This window comes from Pseudotamlana haliotis, assembly GCF_008806375.1.
GTDB classification, from domain to species: Bacteria; Bacteroidota; Bacteroidia; order Flavobacteriales; family Flavobacteriaceae; genus Pseudotamlana; species Pseudotamlana haliotis.
Genome location: NZ_WAAT01000050.1, coordinates 182,326 through 208,518, shown reverse-complemented (window position 1 = coordinate 208,518; position 26,193 = coordinate 182,326). Strand labels below are relative to the sequence as shown.

Sequence of the window (26,193 nt, the reverse complement as noted above, 5' to 3'; positions counted from 1 at the left end):
ATTTTATTTTTTTAACCAATTTCCTGAGAAGTCACAATCTCTGTATTTTCCAGTAATTTTAATATATGTATCTAAAATATGTTCTTTTTGCCATTCTTCAATAGCTTCAATCTTTTTCTGATCGAGTGCTAGTTCTTTAATTTTCAAGTAATCTCTTCCGTAATCGGCTGTATGCTCATCAATTCTATCAGTAATCTTTAGAATTTTAAATTTCACTTTTCCAGTACGATCTTCTTCTCTTAACACTAAACTCACTTCATCATCTTTTAAATTTTGAATCTGCGAATATAGTTCTGGGTCCATTCTAGTGAGTTCAAAATTATAATCTTGAGTAACCGGATTAATTAATTGTCCGCCATCATTTTTAGTTTCATCTTCATCACTAACTTCCTTGGCAGCCTCTGCGAAAGTAATTTCCTCATCAATAATTTGTTGTCTTGTTTTTTCCAAACGTTCTTTCGCTTCAGCTATAGCTTCACTAGAAACTTTTGGGATTAAAAGTATATGAGCTACGTCATACTCTTGACCTCTAATTTTCTCAAGCATGATGATATGGTATCCATAATCTGTAGCAAATGGTTCAGAAATCTGGCCTTCCTCTAAAGAAAAAGCGACTTGTCTGAATTCTTTAACCATTTTAGGCTTCTTTTTGTTCAGTGTGTACTTCCCACCTTTACTTGCCGAGCCTGGATCATCTGAATATAACACCGCTTTTGAACGGAAACTTGCTCCATTAACTTGAATATCTTTTTTGAACTCATTTAAGCGGTCTATAATTTCCTGTCTCTCTTCGTCAGAAACTTGTGGTTCTGCAACAATTTGAGCCACTTTAAGCTCTGTTCCGAAAGTAGGACGCTCGTCTTCTGGAATTTCGTTAAAAAAAGTTCGTACCTCCTCAGGGGTGATTTCAACAGTTTCTACGATGTGAGCCTGCATTTTTTGAGCCAGTTCATTAGCCTTATTAATTTCAAACATTTCATCTCTAAAACTTTGTTCGTCCTCTTTATTGTAGAACTCTAAAAGTTTTTCCATAGAACCGTTGGTTTGCTGTAAAAACTGTTCGATTTGATAATCCACATTTCTTCTAATTTCAGCATCAGAAACAGGAATACTGTCTTGAACCGCGTGGTGTGCATAAAGTTTACGTTCTAACATCAGACCGAACAACTCACAATCACCAATACCATCTATAGAGCCTCCAGAAGCTTTGATCTGCTCTCTTTCTTTGTTAATATCAGAATCTAAAACAATATAGTCTCCAACAACTGCAGCTACACCATCAATTTTTTTGGCTTGTTGTGTTTGGGGTGTTTTTTCTTGTTCCACAACTTCCGGCGCTACTTCCTCTTCAATGATTTCTTGTGCAGATGCTATGCCCATAAAAAGGAAGGTCATGCTTAAAATTAATAGGTGTTTCAAATTACTTATATATTTCAAATTGTTTATTTTTAATGGCATCTTTTGTGATATCTTTTTCTAACTCTTTTATTAATTCAAGCTTGCGTTTATTGATGACTATTTGATCAATAGTAGGCTTAACATACTCTAACGGTGCGGTATTATTACGTAATAACACATCATTAATTTGCATCAAATATACTCCTAATGAATCTTTGAGTTGTATAAAATTAGATTTTTTTAACAGTTCGTTTTTATTTTCAGAATTTACTACTGGAATTTTATTGACAACTTGACTTAATTTTATCCAAATCGAATCATTTAAGGAGTAGGATTTAAACTGAATAGCTATGGAATCTAGCACGCGCTTATCCTCTTTTTCGTAGCGTTCAAAGCACAATTTAATATTCTCATAATCTAGGATGTTTTCATCAACGTGAACGTATCTAAATTTTATAAGTTCTTCATTTAAGTTAAAAACCTCTTTATTAGCCGTGTAGTAAGTGTTAGCCTCATCATAACTCACGAGTGTATCAATACTACGTTTCACCAAAGCTTCAACATAGGCTTTTATGTACAAATCGTTTTTATATTGCGCGACCAGCTTATTAAAGGCTTCTTGCTTTTCCTGATTCAAATTTAGTTTGGCTCCATCTACCAAAAGCTGTTGCGTTGCCCAACGGTTAATAAAATTGTGAACCATTAAAGTACTATCGGCTTCAGTGGCGCCAGCGGGAACCAAACCTTCTATATCCTCATGATACAAATAACTAGAATTGACACGTGCCACAGCATCAATCTCTTCCGAATTATTAAAATAATCGCAAGACACTACAACACTAAGAAACACTATACTTATAAATTTGTGCACGCTTATTATTTAAGTTCTTCTTTTACTTTTTTGAATACTTCTTCATCAACAGTCACCGTATACTTGGCTGCCAACTCATCAATCCATTTTTCCTCTTTAGAGCTTTGATAATCGCTAACCACTTGCCCTCTGGCCTCTTCAAAAGTTTTTTGTTTTTTAGGAAAAACTTCCTTGACCTGAACTACAACGTAGCTTTCGTTATGTTTGAATATTTTAGAAACTCCTGTTTCAAATTCAAAATCATTTGGAAGCCCTTGATGATCAGCTTCCAAAATACCTTCAGTAAAAATCACATCAACAGTTTCATTAGAATTCACCTCTGATTTTATCACGTCTAACCCTTGGTTTTTCTTTAAAAGCTTAGACACTTTTTTCAAGGTTTTTTTGTTTGGCGAAGCGGCTATTACGGCATCAATACGCTCATCAAAAAAGTAATCCCCTTTATGAGCATCGTAGTAGTTTTTAATGGCTACAGAATCTGTTTCAGCCGTATTCCAAATGGTATTTTCCATCAATTCGAATAATAACAACCCATCTCTGTATTCATGTAAAACCGAGGCATATTCTGAATTTTCTGTTTCCAGGTTTTCCTCTTGATAAGCAATTAAAGTCTTCTTTAAAAAGGCTTGGTATTTTTCATCAACTAAGCTCGCTATAGATTTTTGTTTTCTAGACTGGCGTTGGGTTTCAAGTAAATAATCTCCAAAATTTTGATACGTGATTTTACTATCACCTAAAACGAACATGGTTTTTGTAGCTGTGAAATCACTTGGCAACTTCCAAGCATTCTTAAAATAATCATTATTTAGAATATGCCCAAAATAGGCTAATGAAGGTTGCTCATTTGGTACTCCATATTTCTTTTTAAGACTATCAACTAAAGCTTGATCTATTAATTTAGACCTCGAATCACGTTGTACTTTAGAGATTAATTCAGGTTTCATAGTTTCAAAATCTGGAACCAATTTAATCGCGTATAACTTCACGATATGCCAGCCGAAATTGGTTTGAAATGGTTTTGAAATATCCCCTACCTTTTCTAAACTAAACGAGACATTCTCAAATTCCTCAGCACGTATTTGTCCGCGACTAAAAGCACGCAACTTTCCGCCTCTAGATGCTGAGTTTTTATCTTCTGAAAATTGTTTGGCTAAAGCTTCAAAGTCTTCACCTTGATTAATTTTAGCATAAATATCATTAATGCGAGCTTCTGCTTTTTTAGCGATAGAATCGTTAACATCTTTATTCGCCATCACCATGATATGCCCCACTTCACGCTCGCCTTCAGATTTTCTTTTATCGATAACTTTTAAAATATGATATCCGAACTGTGTTCTAAAAGGTTGTGAAATATCTCCAACAGGTGTGTTATACGCAACAGATTCAAATTCATAAACCATTTTAAAACCTGAAAAATATCCTAAAGCTTCACCATAAATGGTTTTGCCGTTATGAACTTCTTTTCTAACTTTTTCAAACCCCTCGTTTACAGCTCTTTCTCTTAACTTTAAAATTTCGTTATAGGCCGTTAAAGTATCTTGCGGACTCGCATTCTCAGATATTGTTACAAGAATGTGGTTGGCGTTTACATCATAGCTCACACGTTCATAAGCTTCTTCAACCAAAGCATCGGTTACTTTTGAATCTGAAAGGTAACTCTTGGCAAGTTGTTTTTTATAATTATCTAATTCTTTTTGGTAGCCAGGTTTTTCGTGAAAGCCTAAGTTTCTAGCCTCTTTAACCTTCAATTTATAACTGGTATAGAGTTTTAAATATTCATCAACATCCTTTTGCGATTCATCTTGAACTAAGTCCAAGTTCTTTTGATAAACTCTAACAAACTCTGAAGCATAAACGGGCTGATCGCCCACAGTAAACAGAACTTCCTCTTTTGAAGTTTGAGCTGTAACACTTAAAACACTAAATAAAGTAAAAAATACGAGAAAATGATTGAATTTCATGAAGTCAAAATATTTAAAAGATACAAAAATAGCAATATAAACGTATAACGCAAGTGGTTTTAAGAACGATTGAAAACGACTTATATTTTACGACAATTAACTACATAACCTTATTATTTATGTACTTTTAGCCTTTCATTATAAAAAACGAAACATGCGTAAACTCAAACTTATTTGGGACTTTCATGGCCCAAATGCAGCAAAAACATCAGAACATCATCACATTCATTTAAAAGAATATATTAAAATAGAAGGTCTAGATATTTCGATTACTGGAGTTTCCACCATTAGCGACATGCATAGCATAGCCTTTTTGGTTGTTAACGAAAGTGAGATGAAACCCATTCGTGATACACTAAAACCACATCGCGGACAAGTTTACACTGAAGCCTAAGACAAAACAATACTTATTTTGGGTATTGACGTTTGATATTCCGTATAATATCTTCAAGCCCGTTTAATTTTAGTTCGTAAACCTGTTCTAACATTAACCCTAATTTCCCTTTTGGAAAACCTTTACTATGATACCACACCACATAATACTCAGGCAAATCAATTAAAAAGCGGTCTTTATATTTTCCAAAAGGCATTTTAGTATGCGCAAGGTCTATAAGAAATTGTTTGTCTGGGAGCATATTACTCTGCGACTTCAACAATTCTTAAATCCTGATGCTTCACCAAGTAGACGGTATCGTTATAATAGCCTCCCATAGGCTGCTTCTTATAAGCGAATTTATTTTCAACATACTCGGTTAAATGCGCTTGCATTGCCGACATATACAGATCATCGGAGGCAGCTAAACGCAAACCAACATCTAGCATTAAATCAAAACCTTTTACGGCTCTTTTATTAGGAATCGTGTGATATTGATTCTTATACAATTTCACAAAAGAATTATCTTCAGTCTCATTGTATTCTTTAGAGCCCGAAGCAAAATGAAATTGCAATTTAGAAAGGTGTGTATTGTTAATTTCATCACCCTCAAATGCCGAATTTATATGGCTTGTTACCAATACAATATCAACAGCCTCCTGTTTTAATTCAGGATTTCCTTTACTGATTAAAGAAGCCAATATACTGGTAATATTTGAAGCAAAACCTTCGTTATTAGTTTCTAAAAACACATAATTCTTTCCGGGATTTAGGCCTTTATTAACATCCTCTCGTGTTGCAAAAAATTCATCTTTCCCTTTTTTATCTTTTCTCGAATGCACTTGACTTGCTGTTGGAAAATCTTGTTTAAGCGCATTAGCTTTAGATGAGGCCTTAGAATCTGAAATGATTAATACATTATGAGCAATCGTATCAGCTTTTACAAAGTTTACAATTTTGTCTTTTAACAAAGCGTCTGATGGTCTTGATTGAAACACGTTATCACGTAATTTTAAATTTAGACCAATTGGAGATACTACTGGAATATGATCCTGATTCAAATCTGAAGACACTTTATCAAAACAAGATGACGTTAACGGACCAATAACCGCATCAACATTTTTAAAATCATGACTATTAATGATTTTAGAAACTTCACCAACAGAGTTTTTGGTGTCATACACATCTATTTTTAACGAAATACCAAGTTTTTTAAGTGAATCTACAGCAACTAAAACCCCTGAATAAAATTCTAAAGAAGCGTTTAAATAAGGGTCACTATTAATACTCTGTTTTGTATGTGCAATAGAATCAAAATCTACACGATTTAACCTAAAAGGAAGCATCACTGCCAAGTGTTTTGTTTTGCGATTAGAAATACTATCAACTAGGTTCACTTTTTCGGCAACCGAACCTCCTGCAATTGGCGCATGTTCTTCAGAATATGGAATTTTAAGAATCATACCAGCTTTTAGTCCAGACTCGGCTAAACCTGGGTTGAGCGCTTCAATTTCAGCTTGTTCTAAGCCTAACTTCAATTTCAGTCTATAAAAGCCTTCTTTAGGTAGTACTTTATAATAACTGTATTGATCATCAACTTCTTTTTCTTCCGAAACATCGACATTAGGAACATTTAAAACTTGCCCTTCTTGTAAAACCTCCCCCATATCTGGATTCAAGGTTTCCAACTCCTTTAGAGTGATGTCAAATTTATAGGCCACCCGCCATTTTCCTTCTTTAGCTAAAACCGTATATGTTTTTGTTGGTTTTAATTCTTCAACAACTTTAACAGTTTTATAAACTGGAATTTGTATTCTATCACCTTTTCTTAATGGATTTGAATACAAGGATTTATTATATTTTTTGATATCGGCTTCTTCTACATTATAAGCTTTAGCTAAACTGTACAAGGTTTCTTTTCGTTTCACGCGGTGCTGTTTCAAACCTTGAAACTCTCTAGTAGTTGTGGTTTTTGTTTCAGGAATAACAGCTTTTGACGTCGGAATAATTAAAACCGTATTTGGTTTTAAGCCTCTTTTAGCATCTGGATTTAACTTATAAATTTCTGAAACAGGTACGTAATAACGTTTTGCTAATCCTTCAACGGTTTCGCCTGCTTTTACATTGTGTGTGCTAAAATTTTGAGCCTCAACCCATGTAAAACTAAATACAAAAACCAGTACTAAAAAAAATCTATTCATAGTGTGTTATAATCTGCGGATATAAATATAATAAAACGCGAATATCTACGCCGTATTACATTAATTTTAAATAAAAAAAAGGATGTCATAAACATCCTTTCTCTTTTATCATATAGTATGCCAAAACCAAAATTATGTATTTATACCATTTTAACCATATAATGTCGCATATAATTTGTTTCTTTTTCGTCCAAATTTCAATATAAAATAAAACCGTAGCTACGGCTATGCTTGGATTTTCTATTTTATCTGAACAAAAAATAATTCAAGTTAAGAATACGGCATTATACAATTAAATTGGTATTTAATCCTTAATCACAAAATTTAATGGTTTTGTCATTATCTTTATTCCCATTCAATGGTAGCAGGTGGTTTGGAGCTAATATCGTAAACCACGCGGTTAACACCTTTTACTTTATTTATAATGTCATTTGATGTTTTTTGTAAAAACTCATAAGGTAAATTTACCCAATCGGCAGTCATACCATCGGTACTTTCTACAGCTCTAAGCGCTACACATTTTTCATAGGTACGCTCATCACCCATAACACCAACACTGTTTACTGGAAGCAACATGGCTCCAGCCTGCCAAACTTTATCGTAAAGTCCCCATGATTTCAATCCGTTGATAAAAATCGCATCAACTTCTTGAAGAATACGTACTTTTTCAGCCGTAATATCACCTAAAATTCGAATTCCTAAACCAGGTCCAGGAAACGGGTGACGTCCTAATAATTCAGGATCAATACCTAATGTAGCCCCTACACGTCTTACTTCATCTTTAAAAATAGCACGTAAAGGTTCTACGATTTTAAGCTTCATAAAATCAGGTAAACCTCCTACATTATGGTGACTTTTAATCGTTGCTGAAGGGCCTCCTGTAGCAGAAACACTTTCAATAACATCAGGGTAAATAGTTCCTTGAGCCAACCATTTAACATCTGTTAATTTATGAGCTTCATCATCAAAAACTTCAATAAAAGCATTTCCGATAGCTTTACGTTTTAATTCTGGATCTTCAATACCTTTTAAAGCATCTAAAAAACGATCTGAAGCATCAACACCTTTTACATTAAGTCCCATGCCTTCGTATTGTTTCAATACGCTTTCAAACTCATCTTTACGAAGAAGTCCGTTATTTACGAAAATACAGTATAAATTATCGCCAATAGCTTTGTTTAAAAGTACTGCAGCAACGGTAGAATCTACCCCTCCTGAAAGTCCTAAAACCACTTTATCACCACCTACTTTTTCTTGAATAGCTTCAACAGTTTCTTCAACAAAAGAATCTGGAGTCCAATCTTGTTGAACGCCCGCTATGCTTACTAAAAAGTTCTCAAGGAGTTGTTTACCATCAGTTGAGTGGTATACTTCTGGGTGAAATTGAATGGCGTAAGTTTCTTCACCATCAATTCTATAAGCTGCATTTTCCACATCGTGTGTACTTGCAATTAAAACTCCGTTTTCAGGAAGTTTTTTAATCGTATCACTATGGCTCATCCAAACTTGACTTCCCGTATGAATATGTGCAAAAAACGGTTCATTAGTTTTAATAAACGATAAATTAGCACGACCATACTCTCTGGTATTTGATGGTGCTACTTCTCCGCCAGAAAAATGTGCCAAATATTGTGCGCCATAACAAACGGCAAGCATCGGCTTAACACCTCTAATCCCATCCAGTTCAGGATGTAAGGCTGCTTCACCTCTTACTGAGTTTGGGCTACCAGAAAGAATTACAGCTTTGTATTCTTCTAAGTTGCTTGGAATCTTATTAAATGGATGTATTTCGGAATAAATGTTGAGTTCTCTAACTCTACGAGCAATAAGCTGTGTGTATTGCGATCCGAAGTCTAAAATTAGTACCTTATCATGTTGCATGCGCAAAAATAGGAATTGATTTTTTATTGACGAATTACACGCCACTTTTTTTATAATTTTTTAAGACATGGTTTCTAAAATCATGCGAATATCTTCTTCTGTAGTATCAGGATTAATAAAACAAAAACGAGAAACGGTTTCAAAGCGATCACCTGTTTTCCATTTTGTAGGGGTGACCAGAGCAAATCCGGATTCGTGATTTTCATAGGTCCAATGCGTATAATCTTCAGGTTTCCAACCAATACGTCTGTATAATACGCAAGATAAACTAGGGTCTCTAACCAACTCTACGTGCGGCATATCTTTAATTAATCGTCCAGCAGTTTGAGCCAATTCAATACCACGCTCAACAGCCTCCTTATACCTATTGGTACCATGCATGGCTAATGAAAACCATAAAGGCAAACCACGTACTCGACGTGTTAATTGTATTTGATAATCGGTTGGGTTAAATCCGTGAGCCCCTTCATCTTTAAAAATATCAAGGTAAGACCCCTCTTGAGAATGGGCGTTTTTTGCCAATTCCGGGTGTTTATAAATAACGGCGCCACAATCATAAGGTGAAAACATCCATTTATGCGGATCGATAGTAATACTATCAGCTCTTTCAATACCCTTAAATAAGTGCTTTACTGAATCTGCCATTAAAGCACCACCTCCATAGGCAGCATCCACATGAAACCATAAATTTTCGGCTTCACAAACCTCGGCGATTCCTTCTAAATCATCAATAATTCCTGCATTTGTAGTACCTCCTGTTCCAACAACAGCAAATAAACGTTGTTTTTCTACTTCTGATAAGCTGTTTATGGTTTCTAAAAGGGCTTCTTTTTCTAAGCAATCTTCGGTATCTACTAGTACAACATCAATATCGGCCACTTTAGCCATGGCTTTTACTGAAGAGTGCGCACCAATAGACGTGATTATAAGTCCTTTTTGAGCTTGATGTTTTTCATCACTGCTTCTCCAATTTTCACGTGCCGCAACAATAGCCGATAGGTTCGCTGCCGTACCACCGCTGGTAAACACACCAAAAGCGCCTTCTGGCATACCGGTTAAGGACACCATCCAACGCATGGCTTCGTTTTCACAAAAAATACCACCAGCACCTTCCATCCAGTAGGCACCGTGAATACTAGATGCTGCCGTCACTAAATCGAACATAATAGCTGCTCGTGTTGGTGAGGCTGGTACAAAGGCTAAATTTCTTGGGTGATCTACGGGAACATTAGCAACAGCTAAATGCTTACGCCATAACTCAAACGCATATTCACCACCAATACCTTTTTCGGTAACGGTTTCACCAACTAGGGCTTTTAATTCTTCGGCCTTTTTGGGCTTTCCTATTTTAGTGGTTGTAGACGAGACTCTATCGATAACATATTTCATGGTATCCATAGTCATCTCTACCAAATCAAAATCAATTTTATGCATTTAAGTTGAATTTAAATATCGAATTCAAAATTAAGCTTATCATTAGAAACTATGAAATTTAGTTCAACTAAAATTGAAAAGAGTTAACATAGACAAGAATACGTGTATTAGAAACGAAAATTCAACTATAAAATTGAAGAAGTTATGGATAAAATTAGAGCTAATTTAAAACCAGACCTTTCAGGTTTTAAAAACCTGAAAGGTCTCTAAATAAAGAAAAGCCATCATGGCGTAAAGCATTACTAGTTCTCCTTAAATTTAAATAATACGGACGGGCAAAAAACAGCAATTACAAAGTCAGTATAGAAAACTCACCGCTTAAAGGATCTAATTTTTCTATTAAACTCGGAATTAGCTTTTCGCCATATTCCATATAAAACTGAGAAAAATTCGTGTTGCGCTCTTGCAGGCTTTGATTTGGAAACAATTGATTTTGAAGCTCTGTCATACGTAACACCTCATCAGACAATTTTCGCTTTTGTGCTTTAAGCAATCGTTTTTCTAAATGCTCTAAACCTTTGATTTGTTTCACTTCTTGGGCTTTTACAGCGCCAATAAAAGATTTATCAGTTTGCTCAGCTAAGTCATACATGCTCTTAAATTGTTCCTGTAAATGCTTTTTCTGATCTGAAAAATCAATGTCGATGTTCGAAATATCACGAACCTTTTTATTTATAAAGGTACTTTGTTTTAAAAATAGGGTTTCGGTAGAAATATTTAAGTTTTCCAACTTTTTGAGTTGGTTTTCAGTTTGAATTAATACTGAATTCCGCAATAGTAACATAGGAAAAGGCACATTTACGGTTTCAAAAAAATCTTTCAGCTGAAACCAATAGGCCAATTCGCCACCACCACCTATATAACATAGGTTAGGTAAAATCACTTCTTGATATAGCGGACGCATAATCACATTTGGTGAAAAACGTTCAGGGTTTTCATTGAGGTGTTTTATTAATTCAGTTTCAGTCCAAGTGATATTTGAGTTTAAAACTTTGTAAATTCCTTCTTCAAAAACGATACGTTCACGTAAATTTTCAGCAATATAGAATAAGTTTATTTCTCTTGGGTTTACTTGAATGTTGTAATCATCGGATACTTCCGCTAGCTTATCATTCGTTTTTGAAACTGCTTTAAAAGACACTTGATTGCGTAATTCATGTTCCATGTATGGAACAAATTCCTTTTTCAAGCTGGTATCATTAACATCAATAATCACCAAACCATACTCTTGAAATAAAGCATTGGCTAGAAAACGTGTGGATTCAGCCAAATTATCATGCCTTAAATAGGCTGATTCAAACAACACTTTTATAGTTTCAGCATTTGAGCTATGGCCCAATTCTTCCGAAAATACGTCAAACACAGCATCTAAACCTTCGGTAGATAATTCACCAACAGGGCCTTCCGCTTTGCGATTCCATTGTACTTTCTTTCCGTTGAAATTAAAATAATTGATTTCCTCAAAATCGTGGTCTTCCGTAGCCATCCAATACACCGGTACAAAATTATGCTCTGGGTACTTCAATTTTAATGCCTTAGAAAGATTTATTGCTGAAACAATTTTGTACAGAAAATAAAGTGGTCCTGTAAATAAATTAAGCTGATGCCCCGTAGTTACCGTAAAGCTGTTCTCAGCACTTAGTAACTCAATATGACTTAAGGTCAATTCTGAAGTTTCAACATCTTGATATTGATTTTTTAAAGCCGAAACTAAAGTCACTCGTGCTTCTAGACCAAAAGATTGGCCTTTTTCTTCTATTTGCTTTTGGAAAGCATCAATTTCAGGAAACCTATTATAAAAAGGTTTCAATTCTGGTTTTTCAGCTAAATAATCACAAATTAAGGTTGAAAAATAGCCAGTTTTATAGAATGGTAGGGTTTTATACTGCATATGCCACTTAAAAATCACGTAAATATACTGTTATTCTATTTTAGCAAATCTAAAAATTAAGTTAAGATGTTTCTCCTGAAATTAACACTTAGAAAATACTAAGATATCTTGAGCACTAATTTATCCAAACCTCATTTGGCCAATGCGCAATCAAATGGTGTATCTAACACCTTAGAGGAAGTCGTTGAGTTTTATAATGAAGGCGGCGGTGTTGGATTTGGTTTTGATTTGGCACACCAAACCTTGCCTTTTGATAATTTAGATTTAACTAAAAAAGAACAGATTGCTTTAATTGCTTTTATGAAAAGCCTTACAGACCAGTCTAGAGCCGATTTCACAAAGCAACTAACATTGTTGATAATTAGCGTTTTACATGAATTTTCCGTATATTATAGCACCATCTATAACTCTAATATTATGAAAAAGACATGCTACATTAAAGGGCTATTTGTGTTCATCCTAATTTTATTTGGGACGAACACCGTAATGGCTCAAGAAGAAACCCCTGAACAATTTAAAGAAATTGAAGGTAAAGTCATTGATGCCGATACACATGATGACTTGATTTTTGCTGATATCGCGTTATTAAATTCCAACATGAGCACCGTTTCAAATAATGACGGCCATTTTGCTTTAAAAATCCCCAAAGACCACCTAAACGGCATCATAAGCATCTCCTATTTGGGATATGAAAAAGTTGAAATTGAAGTTTCAGCATTTAAAAATCATGAAAAAATTCGTTTAAACCCTGTAACCACCAACTTAGATGAAATTAGCATCGTCTCTACACCAAGTAATGCTAAAGCATTAGTTATGGATGTTTTAAGTAAAAAAGGGAGTATTTACAATGACCAAGGTACTTTAATGACTGCTTTTTACCGTGAAACTATAAAAAAACGCAAAAAAAATGCCTCATTATCAGAAGCTGTGGTTAGAATACACAAGGAACCTTACGATAATTTAAGCCGTGACTATATTGAGTTGGTTAAAGCTAGAAAAACCACTGATTATAAAAAGTTAGACACGTTGGCCTTAAAACTACAAGGCGGGCCTTTTAGTAATCTATATACAGATATCATTAAGTACCCAGAGTTTATTTTTACTGAAGAATCTATACCTCATTATGATTTCAGTTTTGATAAAGCTACAAAAATCAACGACCGCTTAATTTATGTGGTTGATTTTAAACAAAAAGAAAACTTAAATACGCCTTTATATTATGGTAAACTTTTTATTGATGCAGAAACCCGAGCTTTAACCAACGCTGTTTATAGTTTAAATATTTCAAACCGTACACTCGCAAGTGAACATTTTGTTCGTAAAAAACCGCGAAAAGCAGATGTTTACCCTACCGAAACCGCATACCGCGTGAATTACAGAACCAAAAATGGAAAATGGCATTATGCCTACAGCAATATTTCTCTAACCTTTAAGGTAAACTGGGAAGGCAAACTTTTTAACAGCACCTACACCTTAAACAGTGAAATGGCCATAACAGACTGGGAGATCAATGACTCGAAATTAAGCAAAAACAGAAGTCAAGTGATTAGACCTACCACTATTTTAACAGAAAAAGCTTCAGGGTTTTCAGATCCACGTTTTTGGGGTGCCTATAATATTATCGAACCTGAAAAATCTATTCAATCAGCGATTAAGAAAATTCAAAAACAGTTGAAACGTACTTAAAAATTAATAATTGTAATACCATTTTTAGACTATTAAAATTACAATACTAAAAACCACCTAATTATTGGTGGTTTTTTTTACGAATGGAAATTGTTTTCATTTGAACTTCCCTAAGAAGAGTTGACATTTTTTCAATTTTGACTTTTAACTCTATATTTTTTAACGGAAAAACCCTTAGTTTTTTAACTTCAAATGCACAAGTATCGGCTCATGATCTGATAACTTTAAGTTGAAGTTTTCATGTGACATGACTTGAAAATTATGATCAGGGAGTATATAATCCAATCGCATAGGGTACCCTAATAAATTGTAAGTGCCTCCAAAACCAGAACCAACTTCTAAAAAAGTATCTTGGCGGTTTGCTCTGAGGCTTTCATAAGTTTTAGAAAAAGGCGTGGTGTTGAAATCCCCTCCAACAATGCTTCTACCTTGAAACTCACGGAAGTTCTCAAGCAATAATTCTGTTTGAACACTTTTAAATTTTTGACCCTTTTCTATTTTAGGATAGACCGCTTTTAGGCCCGATTCTGTAAAAAACTCCTGATCTATCTCAACACTAAAGGATTGTAAGTGCACATTGTAAACACGAATCAGTTCATTTTTATACTGAATATCGGCAAACATGGCATTATTGGCCGTATTAGGAAAGTCTATATAACCTTTATTCACTATGGGATATTTGGATAAAATAAGCTGCATTGACTTACCACTCCCCTTCCTTTGCCCAAGAAATGTATAAGGATAGCTTGGAAAATCCTTTATGTTAGCAGTCCAAAATTCTTGAAATAGTACCACATCAGCTTCCTGTTTTTTAACAAATTTAGCCATGGTTTCTATCCTTACTTTTCTTTGATCTCGATCCCGATCACTGGTATGTCCAGCACCTCCTGCACTTCTTACGTTAAAAGTTAAAATAGACATGGTATCTCCTAACTCAGCATTTTCGTTAAAGTTGAATTTAAAAAAAGAAACATGAGTAAAACCATAAACCACTAAAGCCAAAAGCACAAAAACGGCTTGCTTACGCTTTCTAAAGGCTAGATAAATGAAGATAATAGCATTTAAAACAACGATACCAGGCAGCCCAACAGATAAAACTAAGGACAGTACATTTTCAAAATAAAGTGTTATAACACAGGCAAAAATCAAGAATAGTGGCACTAAAAAATAGACCAAACGGCTTAATCCGAAGAAAACTTTTTTAATCAAATTCAAGGGAATCACTCATTTTTAGAACAAGGTTGGCTGTGAGTCGTCATTATGTTTATCCTCTGAAGACACTTCGGTTTCATCAATAACTTCTAAATCTTCAGCATGAACTTCCTCAGGAGATTCGTAAGGTAGAGAATCTAATAAATTCACTTGGTTAACCTTATCTTTAGTCAATTGATTTCCTAAAGCACTTATTCCTTTAACCGCAATAAACTCTTCAAGATTAACTTCTAAGTTTTCTTTTCTGTCTTTGCCGCGTTCTTTAGCAAATACGACTTCGGCCATAGGTCTCCAATCAGTAGAAACGATTTCTAATTGCGAATTAGGATCTTCAGGAATAAAAGTTTCCTCTTTACCTTCATTTTCAATTAAAAAACGTTTGACATAATACAATTCTTTTTCACCGTTGAAATAAATTACAGAAATTGGTTTTTTAGGTTGCCATTTTTCCATAACAATCATATCGTTATCAAAATGCATGGTGACTTCTGGGGTTACGGTTTTAAGTATACCCGATTGTGAAATGATAAGCAGTTTATCTTCGCCTCTAAACTCACCAATCAACTCCCCTCGTCCATCAACATTAAGACGCTGAACCGTATCATCAAACCAAATTTTACGTGGTTTCAAGGTAGACACCCCTTTTTCCTTAAGTTCTACGCGTTTTACAGGATATTTAGTCACTAAATTTCCTTTTGAAGCACGACCTTTAATCAAAATATCGGCAAAGTCAATATCCCATTTCAGTTTTTTAATACTTCCTGCTTGACGCAGTAAAATAGTTACTACTTCAGCTTCACCATTAGGATTTGCTGAAAAATATAAACCATCCGACCCTTTAGTGCCGTTAGTCAAGTCATATTCTCTATCGCGCGTCACGCTTGTTACGGCAAAACGTTTAATATACGAAGGCCCACCTCTACCATCACGATAAATGAAGTTATAAATGGTACGCTTATCTTTCTTCTTAAAAACAGCAACATGTATGATGTCTTTACCAATAAAGGTTTTACTATCCACTTTGGTTACCATCATTTTACCTGATTTGGTAAATACAATAATATCGTCAATATCACTGCAATCACCAATATATTCATCACGTCTTAATGAGGTTCCAATAAAACCTTCAGCACGATTAACATAAAGTTTGGTGTTTCTAATCACCACTTTGGTGGCATCTACATCATCAAAAACTCTTATCTCGGTCTTACGCTCTCGACCTTCACCGTATTCTTTTTTAAGTCTTGTGAAATAAGCAATCGCATAATCAATTAGGTTTGCGAGGTGATGTTTGATTTCAGCAATCTGATCTTCTAAAGCATCTATTTTTTGCTGTGCTTTATCAATATCAAATTTTGAAATACGCTTGATTCGAATTTCGGTTAAGCGCACAATATCTTCTTCAGTCACGGCACGTTTTAGGTGCTTGATATGAGGTTGTAACCCCTTATCAATAGCACTAATAACACCTTCCCAGGTTTCTTCTTCCTCAATATCACGATAAATTCTATTTTCAATAAAAATACGTTCTAATGAAGCAAAGTGCCATTGCTCTTCAAACTCACCGAGTTTGATTTCAAGCTCTTGCTTTAAAAGTTGCACCGTATTATCTGTGGAACGGCGAAGCATTTCTGTCACACCTACAAATAAAGGCTTGTTATCTTCAATAACACATCCTAAAGGAGAAATAGACGACTCGCAACTTGTGAAGGCATATAAGGCATCAATGGTTTTATCTGGTGATAATCCTGTTGGAAGATGCACAAGAATTTCAACTTCAGCAGCTGTATTATCTTCAATTTTTTTGACTTTAATCTTACCCTTATCGTTAGCCTTTAAAATGGAATCAATTAATGACGATGTTGTTGTTCCGAAAGGTAATTCGGTAATGACCAAAGTATTTTTATCCAGCTGAGAAACTTTAGCACGAACACGTACTTTTCCGCCTCTAAGTCCGTCATTATAATTTGAAAAATCGGCAATACCCGCTGTTGGAAAATCTGGTAATATGGTAAAGCGTTTGCCTTGTAAATGTTTTATAGAAGCTTCAATAAGCTCAATAAAGTTATGAGGTAGTATTTTAGTTGAAAGTCCAACCGCAATACCTTCGCCTCCTTGCGCTAGTAGCAAAGGAAACATAACAGGCAAGTTCACCGGCTCTTTTCTACGTCCGTCATAACTTGCCTGCCATTCTGTAATTTTAGGATTATAGACCACATCGAGTCCGAATTTAGAAATTCGAGCCTCAATATAACGGGAAGCAGCAGCTCGGTCACCCGTTAAAATATTTCCCCAGTTTCCTTGGGTATCAATTAATAAATCTTTTTGTCCAATTTGCACCATGGCATCAGCAATACTCGCATCACCGTGCGGGTGATATTGCATGGTATGCCCCACAATATTGGCCACTTTATTGTAACGTCCATCATCCAAATCTTTCATGGAATGCATGATACGACGTTGAACGGGTTTAAAACCGTCTTCAATAGCAGGAACGGCACGTTCTAAAATAACGTAAGAAGCATAATCTAAAAACCAATCTTTATACATTCCCGTAACACGGGTAATGGTTTCCTGAGGTTCATCTTGTTCGTTAATTAAATCGTCTCCGTTTTCAATCATTAATTACTTTTTATTTGGTTTTGGTTTGCCGTTAAGCATTACACCACCACGAGCTTGTAATCTCATTACTTGATCTTTAGCTGGGTGAACATGTAAGTACTCATATGAACGTATTACTTCTAATTCTTCTTTCTTTGCGTATAACATCTTAGTTAAGTTTTTATGCCTACTAAAAGTAGGTGTTATTTAATATAATTTATCTTTTTTAAAATCGCAGCAAAGTTACGTTTTCAGATAAATTTCTTAACCAATTTTAACTAAAATTTATTACGTTTTTTTATCTATTTTTTATTCCGAAATAGGCTAAAAAAAACGCTTTATCAATTACTCGATAATATCTAATTCTACTTTAAGATTATCGATAATAAACTCTTGTCTTGACGGGGTGTTTTTCCCCATATAAAACTCTAATAATTCGTCAATAGACATATTATGGTCTAGCATAATCGGGTCTAGCCGAATATCTTCACCAATGAAATGTTTAAATTCATCTGGAGAAATTTCACCAAGACCTTTAAATCGAGTGATTTCTGGTTTTGGTTTTAGTTTTTCTATGGCATTTCTTCGTTCTTCTTCAGAATAACAATATATGGTTTCCTTTTTATTTCTAACACGGAATAACGGCGTTTGCAAAATATAAAGGTGCCCTTCTTTAATCACTTCAGGAAAAAACTGAAGAAAGAAGGTAATTAATAACAAGCGAATGTGCATACCATCAACATCGGCATCGGTAGCAATTACCACATTATTATATCTTAAATCCTCTAAAGACTCTTCTATATTTAAAGCCGCTTGTAACAAATTAAATTCTTCATTTTCATAAACAATTTTCTTTGTTAGTCCGTAACAGTTTAAAGGCTTTCCTTTTAAACTAAACACGGCCTGTGTATTTACATCTCGAGATTTTGTGATACTACCAGAAGCCGAATCACCCTCGGTAATAAACAAAGTGGTTTCTAAGTTTCTTGGGTTTTTAGCATCACCAAAGTGCACCCGGCAATCGCGTAATTTTTTATTGTGCAGACTGGCTTTTTTAGCCCGGTCTTTGGCTAACTTTCTAATACCAGAAAGCTCCTTTCGTTCGCGCTCTGCCTGAAGTATTTTACGCTGAATTTTTTCAGCCGTATCTTGATGTTTATGTAAATAGTTATCTAAATAACGTTTTACAAAATCATTGATATAGGTTCTTACCGTTGGCAGGTCACCGCCCATATCGGTAGAACCTAATTTTGTTTTGGTTTGACTCTCAAAAACCGGCTCCATAACCTTGATGGCAATAGCACTGGCAATAGATTTCCTAATATCAGAAGCATCATAAGTTTTCCCATAGAATTCTCTAATGGTTTTCACTATGGCTTCTCTAAAGGCATTTAGGTGTGTTCCCCCTTGCGTTGTATTTTGTCCGTTTACAAAAGAGTGATACTCCTCGCTATATTGAGTTTTACTATGGGTTAGAGCGACCTCAATATCATCTCCCCTTAGGTGGATGATTGGGTACAAACGATCAGATTCACCAATATTTTCACTTAATAAATCTTTTAATCCGTTTTCACTATAGAATTTTTCACCGTTAAAAACAATGGTTAAACCTGGATTCAGGTACACATAGTTTTTAAGCATTTTTACGATATACTCACTTCGGAATTTATAATTCTTAAAAATAAGTTCATCAGGAATAAAAGATACTTTCGTCCCTTTTCGGCGTGAGGTTTCTTCTAAAAAGTCTTCGTTGGTAAGGTTACCTTGTTCAAATTCCGCGGAAGCGCTTTTGTTATCACGTGTGGATTCTACCCTAAAAAAAGATGATAAAGCATTTACAGCTTTAGTACCAACACCGTTTAATCCAACCGATTTCTTGAAGGCTTTGGAGTCGTACTTACCACCGGTGTTCATTTTAGAAACCACATCAACTACCTTCCCTAACGGAATTCCACGGCCGTAATCACGAACCGTTACTTTAGTCCCTTGAATGGAAATTTCGATAGTTTTTCCGGCTCCCATGACATATTCATCAATGGAGTTGTCTAAAACTTCTTTAAGTAGAATGTAAATACCGTCATCAGGAGAAGACCCGTCACCAAGTTTTCCAATATACATTCCAGGACGCATACGGATATGCTCTTTCCAATCCAATGAACGAATATTGTCTTCGGTGTAGTTAGAATTTTCTGCCATTAATAAGAGCTGTGGTTAAGATAGGATGCTAATATAGCACAACCAATCAAAAAATGAAATAGCAAAGCCACAAAGTAATTAACAATGAACCTTAATTCATTGTTGAGAACCTGACTAGGCCTGCTTTTCTTTTTTAAGAGAAACCATCAATATCCCTAAGATCACCACCAAAGCCCCAAAAAACTGCAAGCCCGTTAAAACTTCATTCAAGAATATGGAAGCCAAAATAATGGTTGAAATAGGTCCGACTCCTGCAACAATAGCGAAATTTGAAGAGCTAATCATCTTTATCGATGTAGACACCAAAAAAGACGGAATTACAGTGGCAAACAGGGCAATAATAAATCCTAAAGCATAAACTTGCCATGAAAAACTAAACAAATCTACATCGCTTACGATACTAAAATGAATAAATACGCTTACGCAAGACACAATCATGGCGTATGCGGTAAACTTAACGACTCCGAATTTCGGAATAAGCCAACCGGTTCCTACTAAATACGTTGCATAGGTAATCGCACTTAATAGAATAAAAGCGCCTCCTAAAAAGCTATCACGACCTGACAAGGCCACTTCATCCCAAAAGGCTATAACAACGCCCATATAAGTTAAAGCAATGGCTAAGGATTGTATTTTAGTTATAGGGCGTTTTAAAAACACACGATTTAGAACCAACACCATGGTTGGGTATAAGAACAAAATGATACGCTCCAAACTGGCTTTGATGTATTTGAGTCCGACAAAATCAAAATAACTAGCCAGATAATAACCTACTAAGCCAAAAAAGACCAACCATACATAATCTGTTTTCTTTATAGGTATAGCCGTTTTTTTCTTGCTATAAATAAAAGCAATCACCACATACACAGGAAAAGCAAATAACATACGGAGCAATAAAATACTAATAGGGTCAACATTGTAATTATAAGCCAATTTGACCATAACTGCTTTTGATGAAAAAAGCACCACACCTAGAACACCTATAAGCACACCGTACCAAAATTGTTTTGTATTTGTTTCCATGCGGCGAAAGTAAATCTCTGTTTTAGTTCAAAGGATTTGAAACGGGAAAGATTACGATGTTCAGGCCAAACAAGCATTAAAAAGTAATGCGATATCTCTAGCACCAATGTTAATTATTTAAATACAAACCCAAGCATATTTAAAACACATTCAGCACTTTTGAGACATCGCATTCGAGCAAAAGTATTCGGTTATTTTATTTAAGATTTTCCTCTTATTTTTTTCTTTCTAGGTTATACTTTCTATATTTCTCGTGACCTAGAAATGACAGATTCACTACATTTTAAAGCTTTACCTCAAATTGTTAGCAGCCATCAACTTTGATTTTTAATGTACTAAAACCTTCTTTTCAAAGCTACTCTTAGGCGCTTCACATAGTGAACAGGCGTAAGTACCTTCTAAACTTTCAAAAGGTGTATTTGGTGCAATATCCTGAGTCACATCACCATAAACTTCATTGTAAATGGTCATACATTCTGAACACTGATACACCTCAACTTCTGATTTTTCTTTCTGAACCAGTTCAACCTCTTCTTCTTCACGTTCTGTACCCAATTGTTCAAAATACAACTGACTCAATTCCATTAACAACCCTGGTAACTCCACCTTATCAACATCTTGAACATGCATGATGTATTGCTGTGTATTTGGGTCGAAATTTTTAGCGTATAAAAGATTGTAAGTATCTCTAATTTTGAAATCCCCTTTAATATCTGGTTGCTTATTTTTCTCGATAACTATAGAAGTGAAATTATAAGTATCACTCTCATAACTTGTAATCCCGAAGGTTAAACCATAGGTACTGATATCATTTTGGTCAAAGTTGGTTACCAAATACTTTTTTAGATTTAAAGCATCTGGATCATTTACCGGCAGGTGCCAGTTCATCTCCAACATAGAATGACGGACATTAATACCGTATTTACCAAGGAATTTCTCCCACTGTAATTTCGATTTTAAAGGAATTCCTTTAACAATAAATGATTTCCAAGGGGTAATCGATATTTTACCGATTTTATTTTCTGAACACAGATCACACATGGCTTTCAAGAACTTCAAATCGTAACGATTATTTCTCCAATACAAGCCTAACCAGTAACGATCTGGTCCAATTCTATTCATGCCCTCATAGTAAGGAAACGGATAAAACGGCACTTCTAAAGCTTTATCAACCGTTCTGTTATTGGTATCTACAGCATCACTCACCAAGTCAAAAACCGTTTCGATAGTTTCTGGTTCCTCCTGAAGGATATTTTCTATGGCAATTTCTATCTTATCCATATCCCAGCTATAAATAAGCGCAGGATACATGAGTGTTTTTTTCCAACCTGGAAGTCGTACATATAAGTACCAATAATCTTCGTGTTCTGAAGCAATAAAATTGACATTTCCAGTAAATAAAGGCACTAACCTTTGTTTAGGATCGGTAATATTTACCCTTAATTTCAATTTATGCTTGAACTGTTCTAATATATATAAATAGCGATCACTTGTTAACCATGAGGTACTTGGTAAAATCTCAGCAGAAACGTAAGATGAAGCGACATTTTCAATCCCATCGCGCTTAGGCTTAATAAATTGAATTTTATTAAACTGATCAAACTTAGATTCATCAATCTGTTCTGGGAAAATAATATCTTGACGAGAACCGAATGAAATAGCATCTAAACCTAAGCCTTCTGCCGCTTCACAAATATATTTTAACTCTCCTGGAGACAAAACACCTCCACTAATTTTAATTCTGTATGGCTCTTCCATTATGCTAATACTTTTGAATTTTGAAGTATTTCTCTAACTTCAGTTTTACAACTTCCACAACCTAACCCGACACCTGTTTTATTACATAATTCGGTGAAATCATCACAACCTTTAGCAATGGCCTCTTCAATATTTCCGGCCCCAACCTGACTGCACGAACAAACCAACTTACCTAATACTGGTGCGTCATTTGAAGATCCTCTAAGTAAAGTATTACGCTTATCGGCCATTTCAATCTTACTTTCAATCATGGTTTTAAATTCGGCGAATTCATTTTTATCACCCATTAAAACCGCACCAACTAGCAAGTCGTCTTTTACGATACACTTTTTATAATAGCGTTTCTTAAGATCAGTAAATATGATTTCTTCATAGCTATCATCATTCTCAGGCACATCAATATCACCAATACTACAAAGATTTAAGTCATTGAATTTTAAAATATTCATCAACACCGAACCATCATAAGCACAGCTAATATCACCTGCAATAAAGTTCGCTAAAATATTTGCTTGTTCTTCTGCTGCCGAAGTAATTCCGAATAACCTATTGTTATATTCTGCAATTTCACCAATGGCGAAAATATCCTTATGCGAAGATTCTAAGTGTTGATTCACCTTAACCCCACGACTACAAGAGATACCATTCACTCTAGCCATTTCCACATTAGGAATTGTTCCAATAGCATAAACAATAGCATTGGCCGTTAGGAACTTCCCACTCTTAAGTGTAATGTTTAATTCTCCTGTATCTTCATCATCAAAGACCGTACTCACCTCGTTATCGAAGTAAATTTGAATGCCACGTTCTTGAACATCTAAAGCCAAGAGCTTACTAGACACCTTATCTAACTGACGCTCCATTAAACGAGACGCACGTTGGATAATAGTGATTTTGGCATTTTTATGTTTCATAGCTGCTGCTAACTCCAGACCTAATAATCCACCACCAACAATCACAACATGTTGCTCTTCAGGCGGTAAGTTTGTAGCATCTAAATAAGCTTTAAAACTATCAGCATCACTCTTATTACGCATGGTAAAACGTCCTGGTAAATCAATTTGAACATCTTTAGGAATGAACGGACGACTACCTGTAGCTAAGATTAACTTATCGAAAGTATGGATTTCATCATTACTATCGGTAACATTCTTGCCATCCTTGTCAATTTTGACAATAGATCTTTCTGGATGCAAGTTGATATTAAGCTTACTAAGTTCCTGTTCTTTTATTTTAAGAAGTTGTTCCCAAGACAATTCTTCGGTAACATATTCTGGTAACAATACTCTATTGTAGAATAAATTAGGTTCTTTTGAAAACACGTGAATTTCATCAACTTCGTTGTATTCTCGATAATTTTGAACAAAACGGAATGCTGCCGCTCCAGCACCTACAATAACGATTTTCTCTACCGGTTTTTTATATTTTGTAACAGCAACACGCGTGAACTTAAAATCTGGTTCCTTAGACGTAGGATCCACATGCGTATTGGTTAGATTGTTTGCTCGATTTAAGTTACTCTGTAATTGTTTTCCCCAGTGCATTGGTAAGAAAACCACACCTTTTTTAATGGTATCGGTGATCTTAGCACGCACTCTAACTTGTCCGTTTTCACCAGTAATCTCAGTAATATCACCATCTTTAATTTTGTTTAAAAAGGCATCAACTGGATTAATTTCTAAAACCGGTGTTGGGTAATGCGTTTTTAAACGAGACACCTTTCCTGTTTTTGTCATGGTATGCCATTGATCACGAACACGCCCTGTTGTTAGAATCAGTGGGTAATCATCATTGGGTTGCACCGAAGTATTTTCAATTGTACTCGGTAAATTGAATTGTGCTTTTTGAGATGGTGTATAAAACTTTTTATCTTCAAATAAACGCGGTGTACCTGGGTGTCTATATTCATTAACCGGCCATTGAAAAGTGCCTTCGTTTTTTAAACGATCATAATTTAAGAAAGACACATCAATATTGGTCCCTTTAGTCATAGCCGCATATTCATCGTAAACCTCACTTGCATTGCTGAAATTAAACCCTCTAAAGCCCATACGCTGTGCAAAATCACAAAAGATTTCAACATCTGGTCGTGCTTCTCCCGGTGCATCAATTTCTTTAGGCAAGTATGAAATACGTCTTTCAGAATTGGTCATTGTACCTTCCTTTTCCAACCAAGCGGCTGCAGGAAGCACTAAATCGGCAAAATCTACTGTGTCTGATTTATGCGAAATATCTTGAACCACAACAAACTTGGCGTTTTTCATGGCACGCTCAATACGGTTTGAGTTTGGTAAACTCACTAATGGATTAGTACAAGCAATCCATACCGCTTTAAGTTTTCCGCTTTCAAGGGCATCGAACATTTCGGTTGCCGTAAGTCCTGGTTTCGGGTTGATTTTATCAACACCCCAGAATTGGGCCACCTCACGACGGTGCTCTTCATTCATTAAATCTTTATGAACCGCTAATAAATTAGCCATTCCACCTACTTCACGTCCGCCCATAGCGTTAGGCTGTCCGGTAAGCGAAAAAGGCCCCGCGCCTGGTTTTCCAACTTGACCTGTAATAAGCGATAAGTTTAAAAGCGATACATTTTTATCGGTACCCACCACACTTTGGTTAAGCCCCATAGCCCACATAGAAATAAAGCCTTTTGAAAGCCCTATATATTTTGCAGCCTTACGAATATCGTCCTCAGAAACACCACATAGTTTTGAAGCTTTTCTTAAAGACGTTTGAAAAATAAGGTCTTTATAACCCTCAAAACCATCCGTATGTTCATTTATGAATTTTTCATCAATGAGTCCACTTTTATACAAACATCTCGCAATGGCGTTATATAAAATAACATCGGTACCTGGAAGAAGTTGTAAATGTAAATCGGCAAAGTTTGCTGAATCTGTTTTTCTTGGATCTACAACTATAATTTTTACATCAGGATTCTCTTCCTTATGTTTTTCAATACGTCTAAATAAAATCGGGTGACACCAAGCTGGGTTCGCACCAGAAATCAAAAAAGTATCTGCCAATTCAATATCGGCATAAGAGATCGGCACAGAATCTTCACCAAATGTTTTCTTATAACCAACCACCGCTGAACTCATACAAAGTCGAGAGTTCGTATCTATATTATTGGTTCCTAAGAAACCTTTAGTTAACTTGTTTGCTATATAATATTCTTCTGTTAAACTTTGTCCAGACACATAAAATGCTACACTATCTGGCCCATGTTTTTTGATAATAGATTTAAAAACGCTAGCAGCACGATCTAAAGCATCATCCCAACTTACGCGTTCTCTGGGATGCGAACGACTCCAGCGCATTTCTGGGTATAAAATTCTATCAGAGGTATCGTTAGCCACATAGTGCAAGTTCATACCTTTTGAACAAAGCATACCTCTGTTTACAGGGTGATCTTTATCACCTTCAACAAGTACTTTGTTATTACTGTCTTTTTTAACAATAATTCCGCAGCCTACACCACAATATGAACACGTTGTTTTAACTTCGTTTTTAATCATTCAGACAAAGATTTTATACTAAATAATACATTTTAATTTCAGAACACAAATTCGTGATTCATTATTCTGAATAACAACAAAACAGAGGCTTTTTAATTTTAAATTAATAAAAAAACAGGCTTCTAGTTTTGTTATTTCAGTGCGCTCTCACATAATCCTTTTATGTGTTTTAGTTTTTTCAACTTA

17 protein-coding genes are annotated in these 26,193 nt (G+C 35.2%); 2 read left to right on the top strand and 15 right to left on the bottom strand.

The window, feature by feature from the left end; genetic code table 11:
* Nucleotides 1–3 precede the first annotated feature (3 nt).
* Genes F6U93_RS12240 through F6U93_RS12230 form a run of 3 tightly spaced genes read right to left on the bottom strand, consistent with a single transcriptional unit; the run spans nucleotide 4 to nucleotide 4,230 of the window.
* Nucleotides 4–1,458, bottom strand: a complete 1,455-nt coding sequence (locus F6U93_RS12240; protein ID WP_150940214.1) for a peptidylprolyl isomerase — start codon at nucleotides 1,456–1,458, stop codon at nucleotides 4–6.
* A complete protein-coding gene (locus F6U93_RS12235; protein WP_317132849.1) occupies nucleotides 1,421–2,269 on the bottom strand; it encodes a peptidyl-prolyl cis-trans isomerase in 849 nt (282 codons plus the stop codon). The genes F6U93_RS12240 and F6U93_RS12235 overlap by 38 nt, the downstream gene beginning before the upstream one ends.
* A 5-nt stretch (nucleotides 2,270–2,274) precedes the next feature.
* On the bottom strand, nucleotides 2,275–4,230 hold the full coding sequence (locus tag F6U93_RS12230; RefSeq protein ID WP_150940210.1) for a peptidylprolyl isomerase: 1,956 nt from the start codon (nucleotides 4,228–4,230) through the stop codon (nucleotides 2,275–2,277).
* Nucleotides 4,231–4,384: 154 nt separating this feature from the next.
* On the opposite strand from F6U93_RS12230, the gene F6U93_RS12225 reads away from it, so the two are divergent.
* Nucleotides 4,385–4,624, top strand: coding sequence for a hypothetical protein (locus tag F6U93_RS12225; protein ID WP_150940208.1), 240 nt, complete (start codon nucleotides 4,385–4,387; stop codon nucleotides 4,622–4,624).
* Between the two features lie 13 nt (nucleotides 4,625–4,637).
* Here the strand turns inward: F6U93_RS12225 and F6U93_RS12220 are convergent, their stop codons facing one another.
* The 5 genes from F6U93_RS12220 to bshC form a co-directional block, all read right to left on the bottom strand.
* A complete protein-coding gene (locus tag F6U93_RS12220; protein WP_150940206.1) occupies nucleotides 4,638–4,865 on the bottom strand; it encodes a DUF3820 family protein in 228 nt (75 codons plus the stop codon).
* 1 nt (nucleotide 4,866) lies between these two features.
* On the bottom strand, nucleotides 4,867–6,804 hold the full coding sequence (locus tag F6U93_RS12215; RefSeq protein ID WP_150940204.1) for a LysM peptidoglycan-binding domain-containing protein: 1,938 nt from the start codon (nucleotides 6,802–6,804) through the stop codon (nucleotides 4,867–4,869).
* 345 nt (nucleotides 6,805–7,149) lie between these two features.
* Nucleotides 7,150–8,685 (bottom strand): glutamine-hydrolyzing GMP synthase, encoded by a 1,536-nt coding sequence (gene guaA, locus F6U93_RS12210; RefSeq protein ID WP_150940202.1) that lies wholly within the window; start codon nucleotides 8,683–8,685, stop codon nucleotides 7,150–7,152.
* 60 nt (nucleotides 8,686–8,745) lie between these two features.
* On the bottom strand, nucleotides 8,746–10,119 hold the full coding sequence (locus F6U93_RS12205; protein ID WP_150940200.1) for a pyridoxal phosphate-dependent decarboxylase family protein: 1,374 nt from the start codon (nucleotides 10,117–10,119) through the stop codon (nucleotides 8,746–8,748).
* Nucleotides 10,120–10,408: 289 nt separating this feature from the next.
* The gene (gene bshC / locus F6U93_RS12200) at nucleotides 10,409–12,010 is read right to left on the bottom strand and encodes a bacillithiol biosynthesis cysteine-adding enzyme BshC (protein WP_150940490.1); all 1,602 of its coding nucleotides are present in this window, start codon (nucleotides 12,008–12,010) and stop codon (nucleotides 10,409–10,411) included.
* A gap of 108 nt (nucleotides 12,011–12,118) precedes the next feature.
* Between bshC and F6U93_RS12195 the strand changes: the two genes are divergently transcribed.
* Nucleotides 12,119–13,696: a carboxypeptidase-like regulatory domain-containing protein gene (locus F6U93_RS12195; protein WP_317132848.1), complete on the top strand. Its 1,578-nt coding sequence runs from the start codon at nucleotides 12,119–12,121 to the stop codon at nucleotides 13,694–13,696.
* A 174-nt stretch (nucleotides 13,697–13,870) separates the two neighbouring features.
* Here F6U93_RS12195 and F6U93_RS12190 read toward each other — a convergent pair whose 3' ends face one another.
* The 7 genes from F6U93_RS12190 to F6U93_RS12165 form a co-directional block, all read right to left on the bottom strand.
* A complete protein-coding gene (locus F6U93_RS12190) occupies nucleotides 13,871–14,911 on the bottom strand; it encodes an endonuclease/exonuclease/phosphatase family protein (RefSeq protein WP_150940198.1) in 1,041 nt (346 codons plus the stop codon).
* Nucleotides 14,912–14,926: 15 nt separating this feature from the next.
* A complete protein-coding gene (locus F6U93_RS12185; protein ID WP_150940196.1) occupies nucleotides 14,927–17,530 on the bottom strand; it encodes a DNA gyrase/topoisomerase IV subunit A in 2,604 nt (867 codons plus the stop codon).
* Between the two features lie 3 nt (nucleotides 17,531–17,533).
* Nucleotides 17,534–17,677, bottom strand: a complete 144-nt coding sequence (locus F6U93_RS14670) for a hypothetical protein (protein WP_191963510.1) — start codon at nucleotides 17,675–17,677, stop codon at nucleotides 17,534–17,536.
* Nucleotides 17,678–17,854: 177 nt separating this feature from the next.
* Nucleotides 17,855–19,705: a DNA topoisomerase IV subunit B gene (locus tag F6U93_RS12180; protein WP_150940194.1), complete on the bottom strand. Its 1,851-nt coding sequence runs from the start codon at nucleotides 19,703–19,705 to the stop codon at nucleotides 17,855–17,857.
* Nucleotides 19,706–19,819: 114 nt separating this feature from the next.
* A complete protein-coding gene (locus F6U93_RS12175) occupies nucleotides 19,820–20,728 on the bottom strand; it encodes a DMT family transporter (protein WP_150940192.1) in 909 nt (302 codons plus the stop codon).
* A 327-nt stretch (nucleotides 20,729–21,055) separates the two neighbouring features.
* The gene (locus F6U93_RS12170; protein ID WP_150940190.1) at nucleotides 21,056–22,486 is read right to left on the bottom strand and encodes a rubredoxin; all 1,431 of its coding nucleotides are present in this window, start codon (nucleotides 22,484–22,486) and stop codon (nucleotides 21,056–21,058) included.
* Entirely contained in the window at nucleotides 22,486–26,007 is a 3,522-nt protein-coding gene (locus F6U93_RS12165) for a nitrate reductase (RefSeq protein WP_150940188.1), read from the bottom strand. Before F6U93_RS12165 ends, F6U93_RS12170 begins: the two co-directional genes overlap by 1 nt.
* Nucleotides 26,008–26,193 lie beyond the last annotated feature (186 nt).